17 protein-coding genes are annotated in these 21,665 nt (G+C 63.4%); 7 read left to right on the forward strand and 10 right to left on the reverse strand.

The window, feature by feature from the left end:
* Positions 1-64: 64 nt before the first annotated feature.
* A complete protein-coding gene (locus tag ACVDG8_RS25845; protein WP_447250965.1) occupies positions 65-1,006 on the forward strand; it encodes an N-formylglutamate amidohydrolase in 942 nt (313 codons plus the stop codon).
* 362 nt (positions 1,007-1,368) lie between these two features.
* Positions 1,369-2,142 (forward strand): histidinol-phosphatase, encoded by a 774-nt coding sequence (gene hisN / locus ACVDG8_RS25850; RefSeq protein ID WP_447250967.1) that lies wholly within the window; start codon positions 1,369-1,371, stop codon positions 2,140-2,142.
* A gap of 14 nt (positions 2,143-2,156) precedes the next feature.
* Here the strand turns inward: hisN and ACVDG8_RS25855 are convergent, their stop codons facing one another.
* From ACVDG8_RS25855 to ACVDG8_RS25870, 4 genes are all read right to left on the reverse strand, one after another.
* On the reverse strand, positions 2,157-2,987 hold the full coding sequence (locus ACVDG8_RS25855; RefSeq protein WP_447250968.1) for a helix-turn-helix domain-containing protein: 831 nt from the start codon (positions 2,985-2,987) through the stop codon (positions 2,157-2,159).
* A gap of 95 nt (positions 2,988-3,082) precedes the next feature.
* The gene (locus tag ACVDG8_RS25860; RefSeq protein WP_447250969.1) at positions 3,083-3,337 is read right to left on the reverse strand and encodes a DUF1127 domain-containing protein; all 255 of its coding nucleotides are present in this window, start codon (positions 3,335-3,337) and stop codon (positions 3,083-3,085) included.
* Positions 3,338-3,340: 3 nt separating this feature from the next.
* Positions 3,341-3,490, reverse strand: coding sequence for a hypothetical protein (locus tag ACVDG8_RS25865; protein ID WP_447250970.1), 150 nt, complete (start codon positions 3,488-3,490; stop codon positions 3,341-3,343).
* Between the two features lie 164 nt (positions 3,491-3,654).
* On the reverse strand, positions 3,655-4,611 hold the full coding sequence (locus tag ACVDG8_RS25870) for an alpha/beta fold hydrolase (protein WP_447250971.1): 957 nt from the start codon (positions 4,609-4,611) through the stop codon (positions 3,655-3,657).
* A gap of 536 nt (positions 4,612-5,147) precedes the next feature.
* Here ACVDG8_RS25870 and ACVDG8_RS25875 point away from each other — a divergent pair.
* The gene (locus ACVDG8_RS25875; RefSeq protein ID WP_447250972.1) at positions 5,148-5,615 is read left to right on the forward strand and encodes an Hsp20 family protein; all 468 of its coding nucleotides are present in this window, start codon (positions 5,148-5,150) and stop codon (positions 5,613-5,615) included.
* Positions 5,616-5,776: 161 nt separating this feature from the next.
* A complete protein-coding gene (locus ACVDG8_RS25880) occupies positions 5,777-6,529 on the forward strand; it encodes a sulfite exporter TauE/SafE family protein (RefSeq protein WP_447250973.1) in 753 nt (250 codons plus the stop codon).
* 6 nt (positions 6,530-6,535) lie between these two features.
* Here ACVDG8_RS25880 and ACVDG8_RS25885 read toward each other — a convergent pair whose 3' ends face one another.
* Both ACVDG8_RS25885 and ACVDG8_RS25890 read right to left on the reverse strand, forming a co-directional pair.
* Positions 6,536-7,429 carry an MBL fold metallo-hydrolase gene (locus tag ACVDG8_RS25885; protein ID WP_447250974.1) on the reverse strand — a complete coding sequence of 298 codons (894 nt, stop codon included), beginning with the start codon at positions 7,427-7,429 and terminating at the stop codon, positions 6,536-6,538.
* Between the two features lie 23 nt (positions 7,430-7,452).
* Positions 7,453-8,502 (reverse strand): threonine aldolase family protein, encoded by a 1,050-nt coding sequence (locus tag ACVDG8_RS25890; RefSeq protein ID WP_447250975.1) that lies wholly within the window; start codon positions 8,500-8,502, stop codon positions 7,453-7,455.
* 493 nt (positions 8,503-8,995) lie between these two features.
* On the opposite strand from ACVDG8_RS25890, the gene gltB reads away from it, so the two are divergent.
* Positions 8,996-13,732, forward strand: coding sequence for a glutamate synthase large subunit (gltB, locus tag ACVDG8_RS25895; protein ID WP_447250976.1), 4,737 nt, complete (start codon positions 8,996-8,998; stop codon positions 13,730-13,732).
* 141 nt (positions 13,733-13,873) lie between these two features.
* Positions 13,874-15,328, forward strand: coding sequence for a glutamate synthase subunit beta (locus tag ACVDG8_RS25900; protein WP_447250977.1), 1,455 nt, complete (start codon positions 13,874-13,876; stop codon positions 15,326-15,328).
* 180 nt (positions 15,329-15,508) lie between these two features.
* Here ACVDG8_RS25900 and ACVDG8_RS25905 read toward each other — a convergent pair whose 3' ends face one another.
* The 3 genes from ACVDG8_RS25905 to ACVDG8_RS25915 all read right to left on the reverse strand — a co-directional run bounded on the left by ACVDG8_RS25905 (position 15,509) and on the right by ACVDG8_RS25915 (position 18,550).
* Positions 15,509-15,853, reverse strand: a complete 345-nt coding sequence (locus ACVDG8_RS25905; protein ID WP_455707858.1) for an MAPEG family protein — start codon at positions 15,851-15,853, stop codon at positions 15,509-15,511.
* A 150-nt stretch (positions 15,854-16,003) separates the two neighbouring features.
* Positions 16,004-17,224 carry an SGNH/GDSL hydrolase family protein gene (locus tag ACVDG8_RS25910; protein WP_447250979.1) on the reverse strand — a complete coding sequence of 407 codons (1,221 nt, stop codon included), beginning with the start codon at positions 17,222-17,224 and terminating at the stop codon, positions 16,004-16,006.
* Between the two features lie 108 nt (positions 17,225-17,332).
* Positions 17,333-18,550, reverse strand: a complete 1,218-nt coding sequence (locus ACVDG8_RS25915; RefSeq protein ID WP_447250980.1) for a lytic murein transglycosylase — start codon at positions 18,548-18,550, stop codon at positions 17,333-17,335.
* A 223-nt stretch (positions 18,551-18,773) separates the two neighbouring features.
* Here ACVDG8_RS25915 and galU point away from each other — a divergent pair, with 223 nt between their 5' ends.
* Positions 18,774-19,679 carry a UTP--glucose-1-phosphate uridylyltransferase GalU gene (gene galU, locus ACVDG8_RS25920; RefSeq protein WP_447250981.1) on the forward strand — a complete coding sequence of 302 codons (906 nt, stop codon included), beginning with the start codon at positions 18,774-18,776 and terminating at the stop codon, positions 19,677-19,679.
* 47 nt (positions 19,680-19,726) lie between these two features.
* On the opposite strand, the gene ACVDG8_RS25925 is transcribed toward galU, so the two are convergent.
* A complete protein-coding gene (locus ACVDG8_RS25925) occupies positions 19,727-21,523 on the reverse strand; it encodes an outer membrane beta-barrel protein (protein WP_455707859.1) in 1,797 nt (598 codons plus the stop codon).
* Positions 21,524-21,665 lie beyond the last annotated feature (142 nt).

Raw genomic sequence — 21,665 nt, forward strand, 5'->3', positions numbered from 1 at the left:
GCATTGTACTTCCGGTCCGATGCGCGGTTTTGCCATCTGAAATGCTGGACATGCCGCCCGCTCGGTGGCAGTTTTACGGGATGATGCAGTGCTGTTTCCTGGTTCGTTCAAATTGAAGACGGCAGCCGAGGACTTTTCGGTCGTTCCACCCTTCGAGATCCGATCGGGCGCCGAACAGCGCGTACCTTTCCTCTTCAGTTCACCGCATAGCGGCCGCCACTATCCCGAACGCTTCCTGGCCATGGCGCGGCTCGACCGCAACGCCATCCGCCGTTCGGAAGATTGCTATGTCGAGGAGCTTTTCGGCGGCGCCGTGGCGCTTGGCGCGCCGATGCTCTCGGCGAATTTCCCGCGCGCCTATCTCGACGTCAATCGCGAACCCTGGGAACTCGACCCGCGTATGTTCGCCGAGCCGGTGCCGTCCTTCTGCAACATCCGCTCCGCGCGGGTGGCCGGGGGCCTCGGCACCGTGCCGAAGCTTGTCGGCGAGGGGCTCGACATCTACGCCGGCCGTTTGCCGCTGGCCGAAGCGATCGCCCGCATCGAGGCCGTCTACAAGCCCTATCACGAAACGCTGAAAAGGCTTTTGACCAGGACCCATGCCAGGTTCGGCTATGCCGTGCTGATCGACTGTCACTCGATGCCGGCCAGCATCCGGGTCGGCGACAACGGCGCGCGGCCCGACTTCATCATCGGCGACCGGTTCGGAATTTCCGCCAGCCCGGCGCTCACCGACACAGCAATCAATCTGCTTACCGGCATGGGCTACACGGTGGCGCACAACAAGCCTTATGCCGGAGGTTTCATCACCGAGCATTACGGCCGGCCGGCGCGGCACCTGCATGCGCTGCAGATCGAGGTCAATCGCGGGCTTTACATGGACGAGAGGACGTTTCAGAAATCGGCCGGCTTCGACGCCCTGGCTGATGATCTGACGCGATTTTCGGCCGATCTGATGTCGATGCCCGACCATCATTTCGTCGATCTGCCGCTTGCGGCCGAGTGACGGCAGCCAGCGTTCACTCTGGCTCTTCGGTTTTAACGCAATTCCGGACGGAAAACCGTTTCCCGCTTTTCCTGGAATTGCTCTAAAAAAAGACCGCATCGCTTTCACGACACGGTCGAAGTCTAGGGAGGAAACGCCCAAGGAGGGCATGGACAGGAAAACCTGTCCGATGACAAAATTATTGTGCGCCGCACAAATGTCAATCGGCATCAGGGTTTTTAATTCAATATGATGTGGAAACTCCGCTCCGGCGGCTGAAGTGTGATATTCGAGCAACAGAAAAATCGGCCATAAACGGCTTTGTGCCTCTAAATTCGGCGGAAAAACAGCGTTGGCGACCGCCACCGCCATGGGAGAATGGGTTGGATATCAGCATCGATTTCATCCGGCGCATCGCTGATGCGGCCGCCGCCGAGACCTTGCCGCGCTTTCGCAGCCAGGGCGCGGTGGCCAACAAGGAAGCCGGAAGCTTCGACCCGGTGACGGAGGCCGATCGCGAGTCCGAGCGGGTGATCCGGGCTCTGATATCGGCCGAATATCCTGAGCACGGTATCCTCGGTGAGGAGCATGGCAGCGAGAACATGTCGAGCCGGCATGTCTGGGTTATCGATCCGATCGACGGCACGCGCGCTTTCATCTCCGGCATTCCGGTCTGGGGAACGCTGGTCGGGCTGACCGTCGATGGCGATGCCGTGGCCGGCATGATGTCGCAGCCTTTCACCGGCGAACTGTTTTACGCCAACGCTTCAGGCTCGCATTACGAAGGCCCGGGTGGACCACGCAAGCTCGCGACCCGCAAGACGACGGAGCTGGCAGGCGCGACGCTGTTCACCACCACGCCGGCGCTGTTCAAGGGCGACGCGCGCAAACGCTACGACCAGCTCGAGACAAAGGTCCAGCTCGCCCGCTACGGCACCGATTGTTATGCCTTCGCCATGCTCGCGGCCGGAAGCATAGATATCGTCGCCGATCCCGGCCTGAAACCCTACGACATCGTCGCGCTGATCCCGATCATCGAGAAGGCCGGCGGGGTCATCACCACCTTCGAAGGCGGGCCGGCGGAGAAGGGTGGCGACATAGTTGCGGCGGCAACCCCGGAGCTGCATGCCGCCGCGATGGCTGCACTTCGCGGCTAGGCGAGTAGATATTCTCAGCGTTTGATCGAACGCTGGAATTCGGCCGGCGTTCGTCCGTAGACCTGTTTGAACGTGGCGCTGAAATGGCTGTGGCTTGAGAAGCCAAGATCCATGCCTAACGTCGTCAGGTCCTCGTAACTGCCTAGAAGGTCGAGCGCGCGCGCCAGCCGCAGGCGCAAATGATAGCGATAGAGCGGCATGGCCTCGACCTGCTGGAACATTTGGGTGAGATAGACCGGCGAGACGCCGACCTCGGCGGCGATTTCCGCAAGCGTCCAGCGCCGCGACAGGTCCGACGACAAGATGAGCTTGGCGCGGTCGACCAGCTTTTGCCGACCGGCGCTTGCACAGGATTCATGCGACGTGCGATCGCCAAGTGAACGCCGCACCAGGGTGAGCGCCAGCGTTTCGGCTTCGAGCGTCTCGGCAAGCCTACGGCTGAGGCTGTGGCGCAGCAGCGCCACGAGCGCCTGCGCCCTTGGGTCGATGCGCCGGCGTTGACGGCGAAACGCAAGCGTATCACCTGCTGACCGCAGCTGTTCCCTGGCCACCAGCTCTCTGAGCTGCTCCTCCTCGATGACGAGATCGAGGCAGGCATCGCCACCCTCGACGGGGTGGCTGACCTGGTAGGCCTCGTCCCGGTTGAAGAACAGAAGCTGGTTGGCTTCGGCAACCGCATCGTTGCGGCCGACATGGCGCACAAAGACACCGCGATACGGAAACACCAGATGCGTGGCCGAGGTGCATTCTTCCGCGCTTCTATGCCGGCACTCGCCGCTGCAGACTATGTCCCGCACCCGGATCGTGCCGGTGTCGAGAAGCGTCTCCACCTTGAATTGCGACATGGCCGTTGCGTTCCTTCCAATCGCGCCTGGCGCGGCGAACGACACTCTATGCGACGGCCCGGCCCAATCCTGTCAGGAGACTTGTCAGGGGCATCTCATTCCCACGGGTGGCGCTTGAATTCCGAATAGGCCGCGCCGCGCGACAGGCCGATGTCCTTGAGCTGTTCGTCCGTCATCTCGAGCAAGGCCAGGCGGCTTCGGCGCCTTTCCAATTGGCGGCCCACCCAGCGCGCTGTTGCGAGAAGCCCGGACCGCAGGATCTGCCCCAAGGTGGCGGCGCGATCCGCCGGTGCCGGCAGGGCCATTTTTGCGGCCGGATGTCGTGCCACCGCTGTCTGATCGCGGCGCATGGCTCAATCCTCGCTGGCTGTCGAAGCGTTGGCTTCGTTGAGCGCCACGGCGCATTCCTCGCAGCAGACCTCCACGGTCTTGCCACCGACCTTCACGCGGATGGGATTGGCGTCCAGCTGACAGTCGCAAGCGGCGCAGGTTTTCTCGGTCATGATTTCATCTCCTCGGGGTGCGGTTGACGCCAACGAGATGAGCAGTTCGGCGCAGTCGCCGCTGTCAGAATCTTTAGCACTGCATGTGCCGGAAGCGTGGCCTGCCGATGCTCCTGACAGAAGGGTGTCAGTTGCAGGAGCCGGGCTGTCGGGACGGGATCAGATCAGGGGGCGTCGCCGGTGCCGGGAATAAAGGCGTCGAAGGCCGCCAGAAGCTGCTCGCGGTAGAGGTCCTTTTCCTGCAGGAGCTCGTGTTCGGCGCCGTCGATCATCAGCAGCGAGCCGACACGCAGCCGTCTGGCATAGGCTTCCACCGCCTTGGTCGAGACCACCCGATCGGCGCCGGCGGCGACGATCAGCATCGGCACCTGGATCCCTTTCATGAAGTCGGGATCGCTGACCGCTTCGGCGGCTGCCGCGGCCGCCCTCAGCCAGCGGATGGTCGGGCCGCCGAGCGCGAGCTGCGGCCAAGCCTCGTAGATCGCGACATTGCGCTGATAGCGCTCCCGATCCGAGGTCACCTTGTTCGCCTCGAAGGACAGTGGCGATTTCGGCCTTGGCCCCAGGGCGGCATAAAGCCGGCCGAGACCGATGGCGCAAAACACCGAGCAGACGCGGCGGACCGTGGCGATCGAGACCGGAAGGTCTGGCACCTCGAGAAAGGGCGCGAGCAGCACCATGCGCCGCACGCGGTTGACCATGAAGGGCGAGGCAAGCAGCGCGATCACCGCTCCGGTCGAGTGAGCGAGGATGTAATAGGGGCCGCGGCAATCGGGCAGCACGATCTCCTCGAAGAACTGCTCCAGGTCACGCGTGTAGTCGCGAAAGGAGCGCACATAGCCGCGCTGGCGGTCGCGCAGCAGCCGGCTGGAATCGCCCTGGCCGCGCCAGTCGAGGATGGCGACGCCGAAGCCGCGATCGGCTAGGTTGCGGATCGTCTCGAAATATTTCTCGATGCACTCGTTGCGGCCGGTCAAAAGCACCACCGTACCCTGCAGCGGGCGGGCAACAGCGGCGAAGACGCCGTAGCGTATCTTCTTGCCGTCGCGGGTGGTGAAGAAACCGCCGGCGGCGTTCTTCGGCTCTGGATTGCCCTCGGTCTGGTGGAAGAGATCCGTCATTCGGCGCGTCGTTGGTTGTTACCGGCCCGCAGGCATCGGCATGGTGATAGACGGCCATGCGGCAAAAGCAAAGGCGCTGCGCGGATTTAGCGGGTGCCGTGAAGACGGGTAAGGCCGGAAGTGCCTGCGGCGCACTTCCGGCCTCTGTCGATCCGGGAGGAAGGGACGTTACACCCGGTTCGGCCTCTTCGCAGCGCGGGGATCGAAGCGCCGCTTGTCTCTCTGTCTTGAGCAATTCCGGACGGAGGGTTACGGCGAAGTCGCCGAACTTAACCGCTTCACACTTTTCCTGGAATTGCTCGAACTTGGCCAAACCCTAATGCCTGCTGGCTGAACGGATGCCGAAGCCACGGTTCATCCGCGGTTCATGAACGTGGCGGCTTCGCGTCAGTCAGGAAAACCTTGAAATGGGTTTTTCCGCTTCCCAAATGAGGGTTGCGGCCGCCGATACCGGGGCCGCTGGCCTAACCGAAGCGCCTCTCGAGGGCTTCGCACCGGGTCATACGCAAACCATGTTGCTCAAAGGAGAACACCTCATGCGTCACGTTGATTTTTCCCCGCTTTATCGTTCGACCGTCGGCTTCGACCGGCTGTTCACCATGCTCGACTCGCTCGGCCAGCCCGAGACGACGCAGACCTATCCGCCCTATAATATCGAACGCACCGGCGAGAATGCCTATCGCATCTCGATGGCCGTTGCCGGTTTCTCGGAAGACGAGATTTCGATCGAAGCCCACCGTAACGTGCTCACCGTCAAGGGCGAGCGCAAGGAAGAGAACAATGGCGAAGGCTCCGAGCTGCTCTATCGCGGCATTGCCTCGCGTTCCTTCGAGCGCCGCTTCCAGCTTGCCGATCATGTCGAGGTCCAGGGCGCCACGCTGAAGAACGGCCTGCTCTTCGTCGACCTTACGCGCAACATTCCCGAGGAGCTGAAGCCGCGCAAGATCGCGATCACCCAGTCCTCGGACAAGGCCAAGCAGATCGAGGCCAAGGCCGCCGCGTAATCACGACGGCTGCGCGCATCGCCCATGGACACAAGCGTCTCCTCCCGAGACGAAAGCGGCGCCGCGAGGCGCCGCTTTTTTTGTTGCGCCCAAGTCTTCTGTCATCCACAACGAAGAGTTCTGGCTCTTTTGCGGCGCGCGTCGTCTTCCCATGAAGGGCGATGTCTGATCTCTCGCTGACGCTGACGGCCACCATCGCCGTCACCTTCCTGCTCGCAGGCATCGTCAAGGGCGTCACCGGCATGGGCCTGCCGACGCTGGCAATGGGACTTCTCGGCACCATCATGCCGCCCGTCACCGCCGCCTCGCTGCTGATCGTGCCGTCCTTCGTCACCAATATCTGGCAGCTGTTTGTCGGACCGAGCTTCGGTGCGATTCTCAAACGGCTTTGGCTGATGATGATCGGCATCGTCGTTGGCACGCTGGCCGGCTCGTGGCTGCTGGCCAGCGACAACGTCAAATGGACGACCGCGGGGCTCGGCGCGGCGCTGATCATCTATGCCGTTTATACGCTGCTGGCTCGACAATTAACGGTCCCGGCGTCGGCGGAGCGCTGGTCGTCACCCATTATCGGGTTCCTCACCGGCCTCGTCACGGGCGGCACCGGCGTGTTCGTGGTGCCTGCCGTGCCCTACATCCAGGCTCTCGGCTTGAGCCGCGACGATCTCATCCAGGCGCTCGGCCTGTCGTTCACCGTGTCGACCATCGCGCTGGCGGTGGGCCTTGCCTCGCACGGTGCGTTCGAGGCAGGGCATCTGGCGATGTCCTCGCTTGCCGTGCTGCCGGCCTTGCTCGGCATGTGGCTCGGGCAGGTGCTGCGCCAGAAAATCAGCCCGGCGACCTTCCGCCGCTGGTTCCTGATCTTCCTCATCCTGCTCGGCCTCGAGCTGCTGGCGCGGCCCTTCCTGGCCTGACACAACCTATTGGCCGTTTGCCGCGACAACGGCCTCGACGTTCTGTCGGTGAACGGCCTCGTATGGCGCGAAGTACTGAACCGCTGTTGCCGCGAACATGTCCGCGCCGAAAGTCTTCAGGTCCCGCCTGGCCAGATCGGGGTCGTGCCGGCAACCAAGCAGCTTGCGGATATAGGTCTGCGTCGCGGCGATGAAGCTTTTGTCATAGCCGCCCGCCTCGATTGCTTCCAAAGAACCGTGGTTGGGCAGGATCCGATCGAACCGCCAACCGGCCATGCGCTCAAGGTCGATCAGATGTTGCGCCAGGCGCTCCGCCTCGGAGACATAGGTGATCGGGTCCTCCAGCGTGTCGCCCGCTAGCAGCAGGCCGGCTTCGGGCATCAGCAAAACCGTGCCGTCATGGCTGTGGATTTCCACCTGGCGGAGCTCGACGGGGATCGTCCCGACGGTGAGGCTGAGGCTGTTCTCGAACGTTTTGTTGGGCAGGATCAGCGGCCTGATCGGCGGATCGGCGGCTTCGATTTCGGCGCGGCCGCGCTCCAGGGCCGAGGCGGTCAAGCCGTTGGCGATGATCTCGCAATCCTGGAACACCTCGTTGCCGGCAATATGGTCGTCATGCCAGTGGCTGAGCACGACGCGGATCGAACTCACGCCCATGTCTTCCAGCGTCTGCCTGATATAGCGCGCGTGGGGCAGTGAAACATGCGTGTCATAGACCAGAGCTTGCGGCCCATCGACAATCGCATAGGTGCAGATGCCGAGCGCATAGGCGCCGTCGTCGAGCCAATTCGGCCCGTCCGACCAGGCGCGAGCGCCCTCGATGCGGCCGTCGTAGAAACCGAGCACGTTTGGTGCCGGGCGAACCAGCCGCATGGTCGAGCCGAGGGGCGGTTTGGTCATCTGCGTTCTCGATCCGAGGGCGCTCAGGCGATCAACTGGCCGAAGCGGTCGACTTCATCTGAAGTCGTGGCGAAGCTGGTGACAAAACGATAGAGCAATTCGTCCTCGCCGATATGGCCTTCGAAGCCGTGCGGCTTGTGCCAATCATAAAAGGCGGCGCCGGCTGCCTGCAGCGTTTCGGCCTCCGACTTTTTCATCACGGCGAAAACCTCGTTCGCCTGCGGCAACCAGGCGAGCTTAGCGGTTACCGAGTCCTCGATCGCCGCCGCCAGGCGCGCGGCCATGGCGTTGGCGTGGCGGGCCGTGTCGAGCCACAGCCCGTCCTTGAAATAAGCGTCGAACTGCGCGGCGATGAAGCGCGACTTGGAAAACAGCTGCGCTGCCCGCTTGCGCAGGAAGGCCAGTTCCTTGGCGCGGTCGAGATCGAACAGCACCACGGCCTCGGCGCACCAACAGCCGTTCTTCGTGCCGCCGAAGGAAATGATATCGACGCCGCGCTTCCAGGTCATTTCGGCAGGCGTCGTCTCAAGCGCGACCAGCGCGTTGGCAAAACGGGCGCCGTCCATATGCAGCGGCAAGGAATACCGCTTTGCGATTTGCGAAATCGCGGAAATGTCGTCGAGCCCATAGATCGTGCCGACCTCGGTCGACTGGGTGATCGACACTGCCGTCGGCCGTCCCCAGTGAACGATCTCGGGCGCGAAGCGGGCGATGGCCCGGTCAAGATTGTGCGGGTCGATCTTGCCCAGTGCGCCGTCGACGGCATGCAGCCGTGAGCCACCGGAAAAATATTCCGGCGCGCCGCATTCGTCCTCGATGATGTGCGATTCGCGGTGCGCGAAAGAAATGCCGCCGGGTTTGCTGTAGGCAGCCAGCGAGAGCGAGTTGGCGGCGGTGCCGGTGGCGACGAAGAACACCGCGACCTCGCGCTCGAAAACCTCGCTGAAATGCCGGTAGACGGCGCGGTCAAGCTCACCATCGCCATAAGCGGTCGAAAAGCCGCCGGCATTGGCTGATAGACCGGCGGCGATAGTGGGATGGACGCCCGCCCAATTGTCGGATGCAAAGAACATTGAGAAGTCCATATCATGGTTGGCAAAAGCGGCGCGACTTGACCGCTTCGGCGGTTGAAGCGCAAGGGCCAACGCTTCGCAAAGTGGTGAAGCCAGCCGATCATCCGAAAACGGCCGAGACCAAAGCTTACGTTTACGGCGCCCCTCACGAAATTTTGTGTCGCGGCGCGGCCAAGTTTTTTGTGAATCGGTCTTGTACGGGCCGCCGATTTCTGTCATAAAAAATTTAGGACAGTAGTGCTGTCTTATTTTGTCGCACAAAACTGGCTGGACTGGCGTATCATAGTGCCATTCCGGCTATTGTCGCGAGCGGCGGGTAGACGGCCCGGCTCTGGCCTGTACGATACCGGATGCGAACCGGGCGTGTGGCCGTATGGTTCGGTTCGATTTCGCGAGACGTGCAGCAAAGATCAAGGGGAAGCATTCTCGCTTCCCAAGGCAAACCAGCGCCCTGAGACAAATCAGGTCAAGGTGAAGAACGGAGGATAGGACGATGACGGAACTGACGCCATCTGCGATCTACGGCCAGGCCGCGCAGACGAAAGCGGCAGCCGTAAAAAATACCGTCCTGACCAAAAATCTCCGAACTGCCAACGGTATAGCTGCGCAAGGCCTTTACGATCCGCGCAACGAGCATGATGCCTGCGGCGTCGGCTTCATCGTCAACATGAAGAACGTGAAGTCGCATCAGATCGTCGAGGACGGCCTTGCCGTGCTTGAAAACCTGACGCATCGCGGCGCCGTCGGCGCCGACCCGCTGGTCGGCGACGGCGCCGGCGTGCTGGTGCAGATCCCGGACGGTTTCTTCCGTGAGGAGATGGCGGCCAAGGGCGTCGAGCTGCCGCCGGCCGGCCAATATGGCGTCGGCCACTGGTTCATGCCGCAAGACGCCACGCTGCGCGCGCACATCGAAGAAATCATCGCTGAATCGGCGCAGTCGGAAGGGCTGCCGCTGCTCGGTTTCCGCGACGTCCCCGTCGACAATTCCTCGCTGTCCAAGGCGCCCGACATCGTCGCGTCCGAGCCGTTCCACCGGCAGGTGTTCATCGGCCGCACGGCCGACATCCCGGACGATGAGGAATATGAGGCGCGGCTTTACCTGCTGCGCAAGGTGATCTCCGGCCGCATCTACGCCGAGAACAACAACAAGGATATCGGTTCCTATTGCGTGTCGCTGTCGGCGCGCACCATCGTCTACAAGGGCATGTTCCTGGCCTACCAGGTCGGCGCCTATTACAAGGACCTCAAGGACCCGCGCTTCGAGACGGCGCTGATCCTGGTGCACCAGCGCTTCTCGACCAACACCTTCCCGTCGTGGAAGCTGGCGCATCCCTACCGCATGGTCGCGCATAATGGCGAGATCAACACGGTGCGCGGCAACAACAACTGGATGGCGGCGCGCCAGGCGTCGGTCGATTCCGAGTTGTTCGGCAACAACATCTCGAAGCTGTGGCCGATCTCCTATGAAGGCCAGTCGGACACGGCGTGCTTCGACAATGCGCTCGAGTTCCTGTTCCAGGGCGGCTACAGCCTCAGCCACGCCATGATGATGCTGATCCCGGAAGCCTGGGCCGGCAACAAGCTCATGGGCGCCGATCGCAAGGCTTTCTACGAGTACCACGCAGCACTCATGGAGCCCTGGGATGGCCCTGCGGCGGTCGCCTTCACCGACGGGCGCCAGATCGGCGCCACGCTCGATCGCAACGGCCTGCGCCCGGCGCGCTACATCGTCACCGACGACGACCGCGTCATCATGGCGTCGGAAGCCGGCGTGCTGCCGGTGCCCGAGGAAAAGATCGTGCAGAAGTGGCGGCTGCAACCTGGCCGCATGCTGTTGATCGATCTCGTCAAGGGCCGCATCATCCCCGATGAAGAGATCAAGTCGGAGATCGCGACCAGGCATCCCTACAAGACCTGGCTCGCCAACACGCAGCTTATCCTCGAAGATTTGAAGCCGGTCGAGCCGCGCGCGCTGCGCAAGGATGTCAGCCTGCTCGATCGCCAGCAGTCGTTCGGCTACACCCAGGAGGACACCAAGCTGCTGATGGCGCCGATGGCGACCACCGGCCAGGAAGCCGTCGGCTCGATGGGCACCGACACGCCGATCTCGGCGATGTCGGACAAGTCGAAGCTGCTCTATACCTATTTCAAGCAGAACTTCGCCCAGGTCACCAACCCGCCGATCGACCCGATCCGCGAGGAGCTGGTGATGAGCCTGGTGTCGTTCATCGGCCCGCGGCCGAACATCTTCGACCTGGTCGGCACGTCGCGCCGCAAGCGGCTCGAGGTGCGCCAGCCGATCCTGACCAATGGCGATCTCGAGAAGATCCGCTCCATCGGCCACACCGAGGACCGTTTCGACACCAAGACGATCGACATCACCTACGGTTCGACCGAGGGCGCGGCCGGCATGCAGGGTGCCATCGACAGGCTCTGCGAGCGGGCCGAGGCGGCGGTCGCCGGCGGCTACAACATCATCATCCTGTCCGACCGTCAGCTCGGCCCGGACCGCATCGCCATTCCGGCGCTGCTGGCGACGGCGGCGGTGCACCATCACCTGATCCGCAAGGGTCTGCGCACCTCCGTCGGCCTCGTCGTCGAATCCGGCGAGCCGCGCGAAGTGCACCATTTCTGCTGCCTGGCCGGTTACGGCGCCGAAGCGATCAACCCCTATCTCGCCTTCGACACGTTGCTCGACATGCACAAGCGCGGCGAGCTGCCCGAAGAGGTCGACGAGTACGAAGTCGTCACCCGCTACATCAAGTCGATCGGCAAGGGCATCCTCAAGGTGATGTCCAAGATGGGCATCTCGACCTATCAATCCTATTGCGGCGCGCAGATCTTCGACGCCATCGGGCTGAAGACCGATTTCGTGCAGCAGTATTTCACCGGTACCGCAACGCTGATCGAAGGCGTCGGGCTGGACGAGGTCGCGGGCGAAACGGTCAGCCGTCACACGGACGGCTTCGGCAACGACCCGGTGCTGCGCAACAGCCTGGAAGTCGGTGGCGAATATCTGTTTCGCATGCGCGGCGAGGCGCATATGTGGTCGCCCGACGCGGTCGCTACCTTGCAGCATGCCGTGCGCCAGGGCTCTTGGGACACGTTCAAGGAGTATTCCGCGCAGATCGACAGCGCGACGGCCCAAGCCCAGACCATCCGCGGCCTGTTCAAGATCAGGCTGGCGGACGAGACCGGCCGCAAGAAGGTCGCGATCGAGGACGTCATGCCGGCGGCCGAGATCGTCAAGCGCTTCTCGACCGGGGCGATGTCGTTCGGCTCGATCTCGCGTGAAGCGCACACGACGCTGGCGCGCGCCATGAACCAGATCGGCGGCAAGTCGAACACCGGCGAGGGCGGCGAAGAGGCCGACCGTTATCTGCCGCTGCCCGGCGGCGGCAAGAACCCGGAACGCTCTGCGATCAAGCAGGTCGCCTCGGGGCGGTTCGGCGTCACCGCCGAGTATCTCGTCAACTCGGACGTCATGCAGATCAAGGTCGCACAAGGCGCCAAGCCCGGTGAGGGCGGCCAGCTGCCTGGACACAAGGTCGACGCGACCATCGCCAAGGTCAGGCACTCGATGCCCGGCGTCGGCCTGATCTCGCCACCGCCGCATCACGACATCTATTCGATCGAGGATCTGGCGCAGCTGATCTACGATCTGAAGAACGTCAACCCGGCGGCGGACGTCTCGGTCAAGCTGGTCTCGGAAGTGGGTGTCGGCACGGTGGCGGCAGGTGTGGCCAAAGCGCGCGCCGACCACATCACCATCTCGGGCTATGACGGCGGCACTGGCGCTTCGCCGCTGACCTCGCTCAAGCATGCCGGCAGCCCATGGGAAATGGGCCTTGCCGAGACGCATCAGACGCTGGTGCTGAACGGCCTGCGCTCACGCGTGGCGCTGCAGGTCGACGGTGGTCTGCGCACGGGGCGCGACGTCATCATCGGCGCGCTGCTCGGCGCCGACGAGTTCGGCTTCTCGACCGCGCCGCTGATCGCGGCCGGCTGCATCATGATGCGCAAGTGCCATCTCAACACCTGTCCGGTTGGCGTCGCGACGCAGGACCCGGTGCTGCGCAAGCGCTTCAAGGGCGCGCCCGAGCACGTCATCAACTTCTTCTTCTACGTGGCGGAAGAGGTGCGCGGGCTGCTCGCCGAAATGGGCTTTACCCATATCGACCAGATCATCGGCGACGCCGACCTTCTGGAGAAGCGCGACGTCATCCAGCATTGGAAGGCGCGCGGGCTCGACTTCTCCAAGATGTTCTATAAGCCCGATGCGCCGCATGAGGCGTTGCACTGGACCGAGCGGCAGAAGCACCCGATCGACGATGTGCTCGACCGCAAGCTGATCGAGCTGGCAAAGCCGGCGCTCGAAGCCAAGCAGCCGGTCAAGATCGAGGTGGACATCCGCAATGTCAATCGTTCGACCGGGGCCATGCTGTCGGGCGAAGTCGCCAAGCGCTTCAAGCACAAGGGCCTGCGCGAGGACACGATTTCGGTGAAGCTCACCGGCACCGCCGGCCAGTCTTTCGGCGCCTTCCTGGCGCGCGGCATCTCGTTCGATCTTGTCGGCGCCGCCAACGACTATGTCGGCAAGGGCCTGTCAGGCGGACGCATCATTATCCGGCCGCCGGAGGAATCCAAGATCGTCGCGGCTGAATCGATCATCGTCGGCAACACCGTGCTCTATGGCGCCACCGAGGGCGAGGCCTACTTCGCCGGCGTCGCCGGCGAGCGTTTCGCGGTGCGCAATTCCGGTGTGGCGGCCGTCGTCGAAGGCGTCGGCGACCATGGCTGCGAATACATGACCGGCGGCATCGTCGTCGTTCTTGGCAAAACCGGACGCAACTTCGCGGCCGGCATGTCGGGCGGCGTCGCCTATGTGCTGGACGAGAAGGGTGACTTCGCCGAGCGCTGCAACATGGCCATGGTCGAGCTGGAGCCGGTTCCCGAAGAGGACGATTTGATGGAGAAGCTGCTCCATCATGGCGGCGACCTCGATCACAAGGGCCGCGTCGACGTGTCAGGCGACATGACCAGCCACGATGAGGAGCGGCTTTACCAGCTGATCTCGAACCACGTTCATTTCACGGGTTCGGTGCGCGGCCGCGAAATCCTCGACGATTGGCAGAACTTCCGGCCGAAATTCCGCAAGATCATGCCGGTGGAATACCGCCGCGCGCTGATCGAGATGGAACGCATGCGCATGGGCGTCGCGGCCGAATAGACTTTCGCAATTGCCGGGGAGCCCAGCTTCCCGGCCCCTTCATCGACAGCTTGACCCCTCACGGCAAGGTTGCCACGGCAGCCTCAAGGGGTTAACGGGTGCGGCGAAACCCGCACCATCTGGACAGCAGGAAACTGGACCATGGGCAAGGTAACAGGCTTTCTCGAGATCGACCGGCAGGTGCACAAGTACCAGCCGGCTTCCGACCGCATCCGGCATTTCCGCGAATTCACGTTGCCGATGTCGGACAAAGAGGTCGAGAAACAGGCCGCGCGCTGCATGGATTGCGGCATTCCGTTCTGCCACGGGCCGACCGGCTGTCCGATCCACAACCAGATCCCCGACTGGAACGACCTCGTCTACAATGGCGACTGGGACAACGCGATCCGCAACCTGCACTCGACCAACAACTTCCCGGAATTCACCGGCCGGATCTGTCCCGCGCCATGCGAGGAAGCCTGCACGCTGAACCTCGAGGACATTCCGGTCGCTATCAAGACGGTCGAGCAGGCGATCGCCGACAAGGCCTATGAGACCGGCCATATCCGGCCCTATCCGCCGGAGAAGAAGACCGGCAAGCGCGTCGCCGTCATCGGCTCGGGTCCGGCCGGCATGGCGGCCGCCCAGCAGCTCGGTCGCGCCGGCCACGATGTCCATGTCTATGAGCGCGAGAGCCGTCCAGGCGGGTTGATGCGCTATGGCATTCCCGACTTCAAGATCGAGAAGCACTATATCGACCGCCGCATCGAGCAGATGCAGGGCGAGGGCGTCACCTTCCATTGCGGCGTCAATGTCGGCGTCGACAAGACGGTCGCCGAGCTGCTCGAGGAACATGACGCGGTGCTTTATTGCGGCGGCTCCGAAACGCCACGTCCGGCGGGTATCCCGGGCGACGATCTTAGCGGCGTCTACGACGCCATGCCCTATCTGGTGCAGCAGAACCGCCGTGTCGGCGGCGAGCCGATCCAATCGGTGGCATGGCCGTCGCACCCGATCATCGCCAGCGGCCAGCATGTCGTGGTGGTCGGCGGCGGCGACACCGCATCCGACTGCGTCGGCACGGCCTTCCGGCAAGGCGCGGTGCGCGTCACCCAGCTCGACATCCGTCCGCAACCGCCGGAGAAGGAAGACAAGCTCGCGGTCTGGCCTTACTGGGCAACGAAGATGCGCACGTCGTCGTCGCAAGCCGAAGGCGCCGAGCGCGAATTCCAGGTGGCGACGCTCGAATTCATCGGCGAGGAGGGCCAACTGACTGGCGTGCGCTGCTGCGAGGTCGATGAGAAGCGCAAGCCGATCGCTGGCACCGAGTTCGTTATCCGCGCCGATCTCGCCTTCATCGCCATCGGCTTTGCCGGCCCGGCGAAAGCCGGCGTGGCGGCGGAACTGGACGGGCAGATGAAGATCGTCACCGATAGCCGCAGATCGCGCAATGTCGATGCCAACGACCGCGACTACAGGACCAGCGTCGACAGGCTCTATGCGGCGGGCGATGTCCGCCGCGGTCAATCGCTGGTGGTGTGGGCGATCCGCGAAGGCCGCCAGGCGGCGCGCTCGATCGACGAGGCGCTGATGGGCTCGACGGTGCTGCCGCGCTGATATTCATAACAGCGCTGGAGACATTTCCTCGGCTTGGCGATATCTGCGGCCGAATCGCTGTCTGTGCCTGCCGAGGCGCTTAGAGCGTTTCACCGTTTCACGGAAACGGCGAAGCGCTCTATCTCTTTGTTTTTACGCAATTCCGGACGGAAAACCGATCACACTTTTCCTGGAATTGCTCTAGCTGATCAGCAGCTTGGTCGTCCAATAGAGGCCGATGCCCATCTGGACCGCAAACGCGGAAAATCGAGCCTTGACCGCGTTTGGACTGGTCGACGTCAAATGAATGGCGGACTGGATCAATCGCGCAACGAGAAACCAGTATGCAAGCGGGTCGGTGATCCCGGTCCGCGAAGTCATCATGGCCAAGGCCATGAGACCTCCGAAGATCGGGAGTCCCTCGATGCAATTCGCGTGAGCTCGCGCAAGCCGCTGCAAAAAGGGCGAAAGACCTGCGTTATCCGGCGCGAATCCATTTGCGGGGATGCGGCCGCTCAGTACGAGATGCGTGCGCAAGATCTCCATCCATGTGAGCAATAAAAGGGTCCAAGCCACGAACCCAAGCAATGCATGGCCCGTTGCCGACATATTCGCCCCCCGACTTTGACTTCGGCCAAAAACCGATAATGCCATTGTTCGGCTCGGCGCGGAATTGCCGTTAGGCAGGACCGTCGGTCAAGGAGTTGCCGTCGCCGCGTCGGGCGTGGCTGCCGCCGTCGCCGGCGGCTGCGTCTTTGGCGGCCATGAAAAATCGTCGGCGCGTCCGGGCGAGGCCGCCGGCGCCTTGCCTTCCACGATCAGCTTTTCGCCGGGCAGGTTCGGATCAGCCTTGGCTGCCGGCGCGGCGCCGAGCAATTCCGTTCCGCCGTCCAGCGCCGGGTCGCCGAGCAGCATCGGCGCGGTGCGGTCGACGATGACGGGAGCCGCTGCTGGCTTCGGCGCTTCGACCGGCGCGCCGGCCGGCGCGGAAAGCGTGGTGATGCTTCCGGGCGCCGCCAGGCCGAGGATCTTGGCCAGCGGCTTTTCCGTATAGAAAGCAAGCTTGCGCTTGCCGGCCTTGGTGACGTTGATGCCGTCGTCGGAGCGCAGGCGCACGGGCTGGCCGTTGATGTCGGGACCGGAGGTGACGAAAGCGCCGTTCTCGTCGACAAAGCCGTCCCAGACATCGACGAACTCGCCGCCGTGGCTTTGGGCGGCCGAGTGGTAGATGTCGTTGAAGGCAAGCATGTCGGAGTTCATCTTGCTGACACGGAAAGCCGGCATGCCGACCCACAGGAACGGCACCTTGGCGTCCTGGATGGCTTTGCCCAGCGCATCGGTGCGGCGCTCATACTCCTTGGTCCAGTTCTCCGAGCGCGGCTGCTCGCGCACGTCGCCGATCTTCATCTGCTGGCGGTCGTTGGAGCCGAGCATGACGATGATCGCCGCGGGCTTCTCTGTCTCGATCAGCGACTTGATCTCAACCGGCCAATTGTAGAAATCGTCGCGCGCGAAGCCGGACGAACCGTTGCTGCGCGCGACGATCCTGACGGCCGGATTGTCGGCGAAGGCGGTGTCAAGGCCCTCGGCAAGCCCGCTGGCCATGAAATCACCGACCACCAGCACGACCTTGGCGTCCGTCGTCTTTTCGACGATCGGCGTCTCCGGCTCGGCCGGCGGGCGGGGCTTGGATTTCTTCTTCGGTTTCGGCCTGGCCTTTTCGATATCGAGCGGCGGCTCGACGCGCTCGCTGCGGCGCGGGAACAAGAGGTCGCGCAGCGACCAGCCGCGGCTTTGCTCCTGTGCGAAAGCGGGCGTGTGGATGGATGCGGCGACGGCGACTACAAGCACGGCCAGCGCGAGAACCAGGATCGGCACGCGGCGAAAAAGCAGCCGGATACGCGCAACCGAAACCAATCACCTCTCCATCCCTTGGCGCATGACCGGTATCGGAGGCCATGGCAAACGAGGCGCTACCGCATCCCGGCCGTCTTCGAAAAAGGATGCCTGGCGCTTCCGCCTTCTCTACTTCTTGCGAAGCCATTTGAGCACTTCCATGCTCGGATAACCATCCTGGGTCAAGCCGGCCTTGGCCTGATATGCCATGATGGCTGCCTTCGAGCCATCGCCGATCTTGCCGTCGAACTTGCCGTCATAATAGCCATGCTCGGACAGCCGCTTCTGCAATTCCTGGCGTTCCTCGAAGCTGAGCTTGGTGAAAGGGCGCTGCCAATCCTGCACCAGGCCAGTGCCGCCGGCGATCTCGTCGGCCAGCAGGCCGACGGCCAAAGCGTATTTGTCGGCATTGTTGTAGGCCTTGATGACCGAGAAATTCCTGATCATCAGAAACGCCGGCCCACCGCGACCGTCCGGCACTTTCAGTGTTGCCCGGTCGGTCAGGTTCTTGAACGGCTTGCCGCTGGCCCTGACGACGCCGAGCGCCTGCCATTGTGCGATCGTCTTTGCCGTGCCCGGCAATTTGCCGGCCGGGATGGTCACTTCGTAGCCCCAGGTCTTGCCGGCCTGCCAGCCGTTCTTCTTCAACAAATTGGCGGCGGTGGCCAGCGCATCGGGGATCGAATTCCAGATGTCGCGCTTGCCGTTGCCGTCCATGTCGATGGCGTAGTGCTGGTAGCTGGTCGGAATGAACTGCGTTTGACCCATCGCGCCGGCCCAGGAGCCCATCAGATGGCTTTCGTCAATGTCGCCGGTCTGCAGGATCTTCAGCGCCGCGACCAATTGGGTGCGGGCGTATTTCGAGCGTTTCGGGTCGCCATAGGCAAGCGTCGCCAGCGAACGGACGACATTGCGCATGATGTCGTCGCGCTTGAGGATTTCGCCGTAGTTCGATTCCATCGACCAGATGGCGAGGAGGATGTTGCGGTCGACGCCGAAGCGCGCCTCGATCCGGTCCAGCCAGGGTTTCCATTTCTTCGCCATCGCCTGGCCATCGGCCACCGACTGGTCGTGCACGCGGTTGTCGAAATAGTCCCAGGCGGGAGCCGTGAATTCCGGCTGCGTGCGGGCCTTTTCCAGCACCACAGGATCGGGTTCGATGCCTCTCATGGCTTGGTCGTAGACAGCTCCCGAGACCCCGCCTGCGACGGCCGTGGCGCGGAAGCCCGCGATCCACTGGCGGAACCCGGCGTCGGCGAAAGCCGGTCCGGGCATCAGCAAGGCGAGCGCGAGGCCGGTGGCCGTCGCGAGGGCCGTCAGGCGCCTGGCCGTGTTTCGAACCGACATCTTTTCCTCCTTCGTCAAATCATGAAGGATCATTCAACGCCGAACCGGGTTAGTATTTAGTTTACCATAGGTGCCGCCGGGAACGAAAATTGGTGTCGCGGCTTTTAGCCTGCACGTTCAATTCGGCGATTTGCTAGTCCAACATTCCGGCGTGAAAATGTCCGGGGGGATTGCGGAGCACAGTGCCGAGCGGATAATTGGCCAAACAGATGGGTGGCGCAGCATGAAGCGAGTTCGCAAGGCAGTTTTCCCGGTCGCCGGCCTCGGCACGCGGTTTCTTCCGGCCACCAAGGCCATTCCGAAGGAGATGTTGACCGTGGTCGACCGGCCGGTCATCCAATATGTGGTCGATGAGGCGCGCGAGGCCGGGATCGAGCATTTCATCTTCGTGACCGGCCGCAACAAGGCGGTCATCGAGGATCATTTCGATATCCAGTTCGAGCTCTATGACACGCTGGCGCAGCGCGGCAAGGATGAGCAGCTCGCCCGTCTGCAGCGGCTGCAGCCGGCGCCGGGCCAAACCAGCTTCACCCGCCAGCAGGTGCCGATGGGCCTTGGCCACGCCGTCTGGTGCGCGCGCGAACTCGTCGGCGACGAGCCGTTCGCGCTGTTGTTGCCCGACATGATCATGCAGTCGGACAAGAGCTGCATGAAGGCGATGGTCGAACTCTACGAGGAAACCGGCAACAACATCATCGCCGTGCAGGAATGCGATCCGGTCGAAACCCATAAATATGGCATCGTCGGCCGCGGCGAGGACACGCATCACGGCTTCCGCATCACGGAAATGGTGGAAAAGCCGAAGCAGGGCACCGCGCCGTCCAATCTCTACATCAACGGCCGCTACATTCTGCAGCCTGAGATATTCAAGATCCTCGAAAGCCAGGAAAAGGGCGCCGGCAACGAGATCCAGCTTACCGACGCGATGCTGAAGTTGGAAAAGCAGCAGTCCTTCTATGGGTATCACTATCAGGGACGCACCTTCGACTGCGGTTCGCCGGAAGGGTTCGTCGAAGCCAATGTCGCCTTCGCGCTCTGGCGCAACGACATGAACGAAAACATGGCTGGCGTTATCCGCACGCTGCTCGACGAGATGAAGCCGTCGGAGCGGCGCGGCGCCGCTTCTTAGCCTATATTCCAGTCAGGCCAGGACCGCCGAGGTGGCAGGCCTCGGCGTCAACGTTGCACCTTCAGGCCGAGATAGATGCTGTTGGCGACATAGTCGCGGCCGGGCAGGTTGCTGGTCAGCTTCTCGGTCCTGACGCGGGTGGTGAGGCCGGCGTAGCGATTCAGCCACCAGGTCAGGCCGGCCTCGGCGCTCAGGATGCGATCATGGCCGTCGATGCCGGTGTAGTGGCGCCAATCCAGGCCGAGCGCGGCATTGGCCGTCAGGTTGGCGCGGATCTGCCGCTCGCCGGTGAGCCGGCCCGAATAGAGGATGTCGCCGCTCTCGCCGGCTGTCGTGGTGGTCTCGACGGTGGTCTTGCCGGTGAGGCCGATGGTGGTGCCGCGCTCGGGCGACCATTTGAGGTCGGCGTCGATCGTCGGGCCGGCGACCGCCGGAAGGCGGCTGTCGTCAAGCGCCTCGCGCAGCCAACCGGCGGAGAACTCGCCCGAAAGCTTCTCACCCATGTCGAGCTCGAGCCCGGCGCGCGCGCCGAGCCTGGTCGAGGATCGCTCGAAGCCGTCGGTGTCGATGCGCAGATCATAAACGCGACGGCCAGTCTCGACCTCAGCGAAGGGCGTCAGCGCGGGCGATATCTGGTACCCGGTGCGGAGCGTCGCTGTGTAGAGCGTGTTGTCGCGATCCTTCTGCGAGATGCTGGTGCCGTCGGTGAGCGTGGCGTCGCCGTAGAAGTCATGCGAAATCGCCCCGGTCAGCGCGTAGCGCATCTTGCCGACGCTCTTTTCGATGCCGAGGCTGCCGTCCACGGTCTGGCGCAGCGGCTGCTCGTTGACGCCGGCGATCGCGTCCGGCGAAGAGGCCGATTCCGGCGCTGCTTCATAGCCGAGCTTGGCGATGGCGCGCAGCTCGTTGTCGAGGTCGACATTGAGCTTGCCTTCGATGCGGCCCTGGCCGTCATTGATCTTTTCGCCCGAGACCGTGTTGCGGAACAGGCCATAGCCGGTGATCAGAGCCGAATTCTCGCGCCAGTCGGAGGCCGCGGAGAAGCGTAAATTCGTCTCCGACAGCACCGCCGACTTGCCAGTGCTGCTGGAATCGGCGTTGGAGGTCGCCGTAAAACCCTGCTCCAGCGTCGGCCGGAAGACGAAGGTGCCGACCTTGATGCCGGGAGCGGCAAAGGGGTCGTCTTCGGGCTTGATCTTCTGGCCATCGATCGAGGCCGTGCGTTCCTGGCCGGGGTCGAGCTTCTGCTTGTCAACGCTGTCGATCGTCACGGCGCGGCGGTTGCTGCCGTCGTCGTCAGCCGTCGCGGCGCCGGTCTGGTCGCCGGTCGCGGCCGTGGCGCCGGTGGCCGTGGTATCCGTGGTGTCGCCGGTCTTCTTTTTGGCCTTTTTCTTGTCGGCGGTCTTGGTATCGGCCTTTGCCTTGGTATCGTCGGCGCGCTGCTTTGCCGTCGAGGGCCTGCGGGGCTTTACCGGCGTCGGATTGGCCGCCAGCGGATCGTCGCTCGCCTGCGGCTGGTCGAAAACGCTGCCCGCGGCGCCGGCCGCCTGGTCGTCATCGGGAACGGCGCCTGGGCTTGCCGGCTGGTAGGTGGCTGCGGGCGTATCCAGAACCGGGCTCGCCGGTGGCGGCGCCTGGTCCTGCGAACCCTGCGCACGCATCTGCCTGGCCTTGCGCTGCTGGTCGGCAAGGATGGCCGATTCGGAGACTTCGCCGCGCAGTTCGGTTTCCTGGGAAAAGGCCGGCGCCGGCCGCAGCAAGGCAAGCGCGCTTGCCGTCAGCAGCAATGCCGCGACGGCAATGCCCTTTCGACCGAATTTCGTTTCAGGCTGGCCCCCGGACATCGTCACCACTGCTTGCGCGGCGCAGGCGCGCCATCCTTACCGAACCGTAAATGCAGATGGTTAACGGAGGGTTGAGAGAGCCGCCCTGTCAGGCCCCGAAAGGCGGCTCGCGGCAATTCTGTTGGACAGGGGCGCGCCAAAG

This window comes from Mesorhizobium sp. ORM8.1 (genome assembly GCF_053005525.2).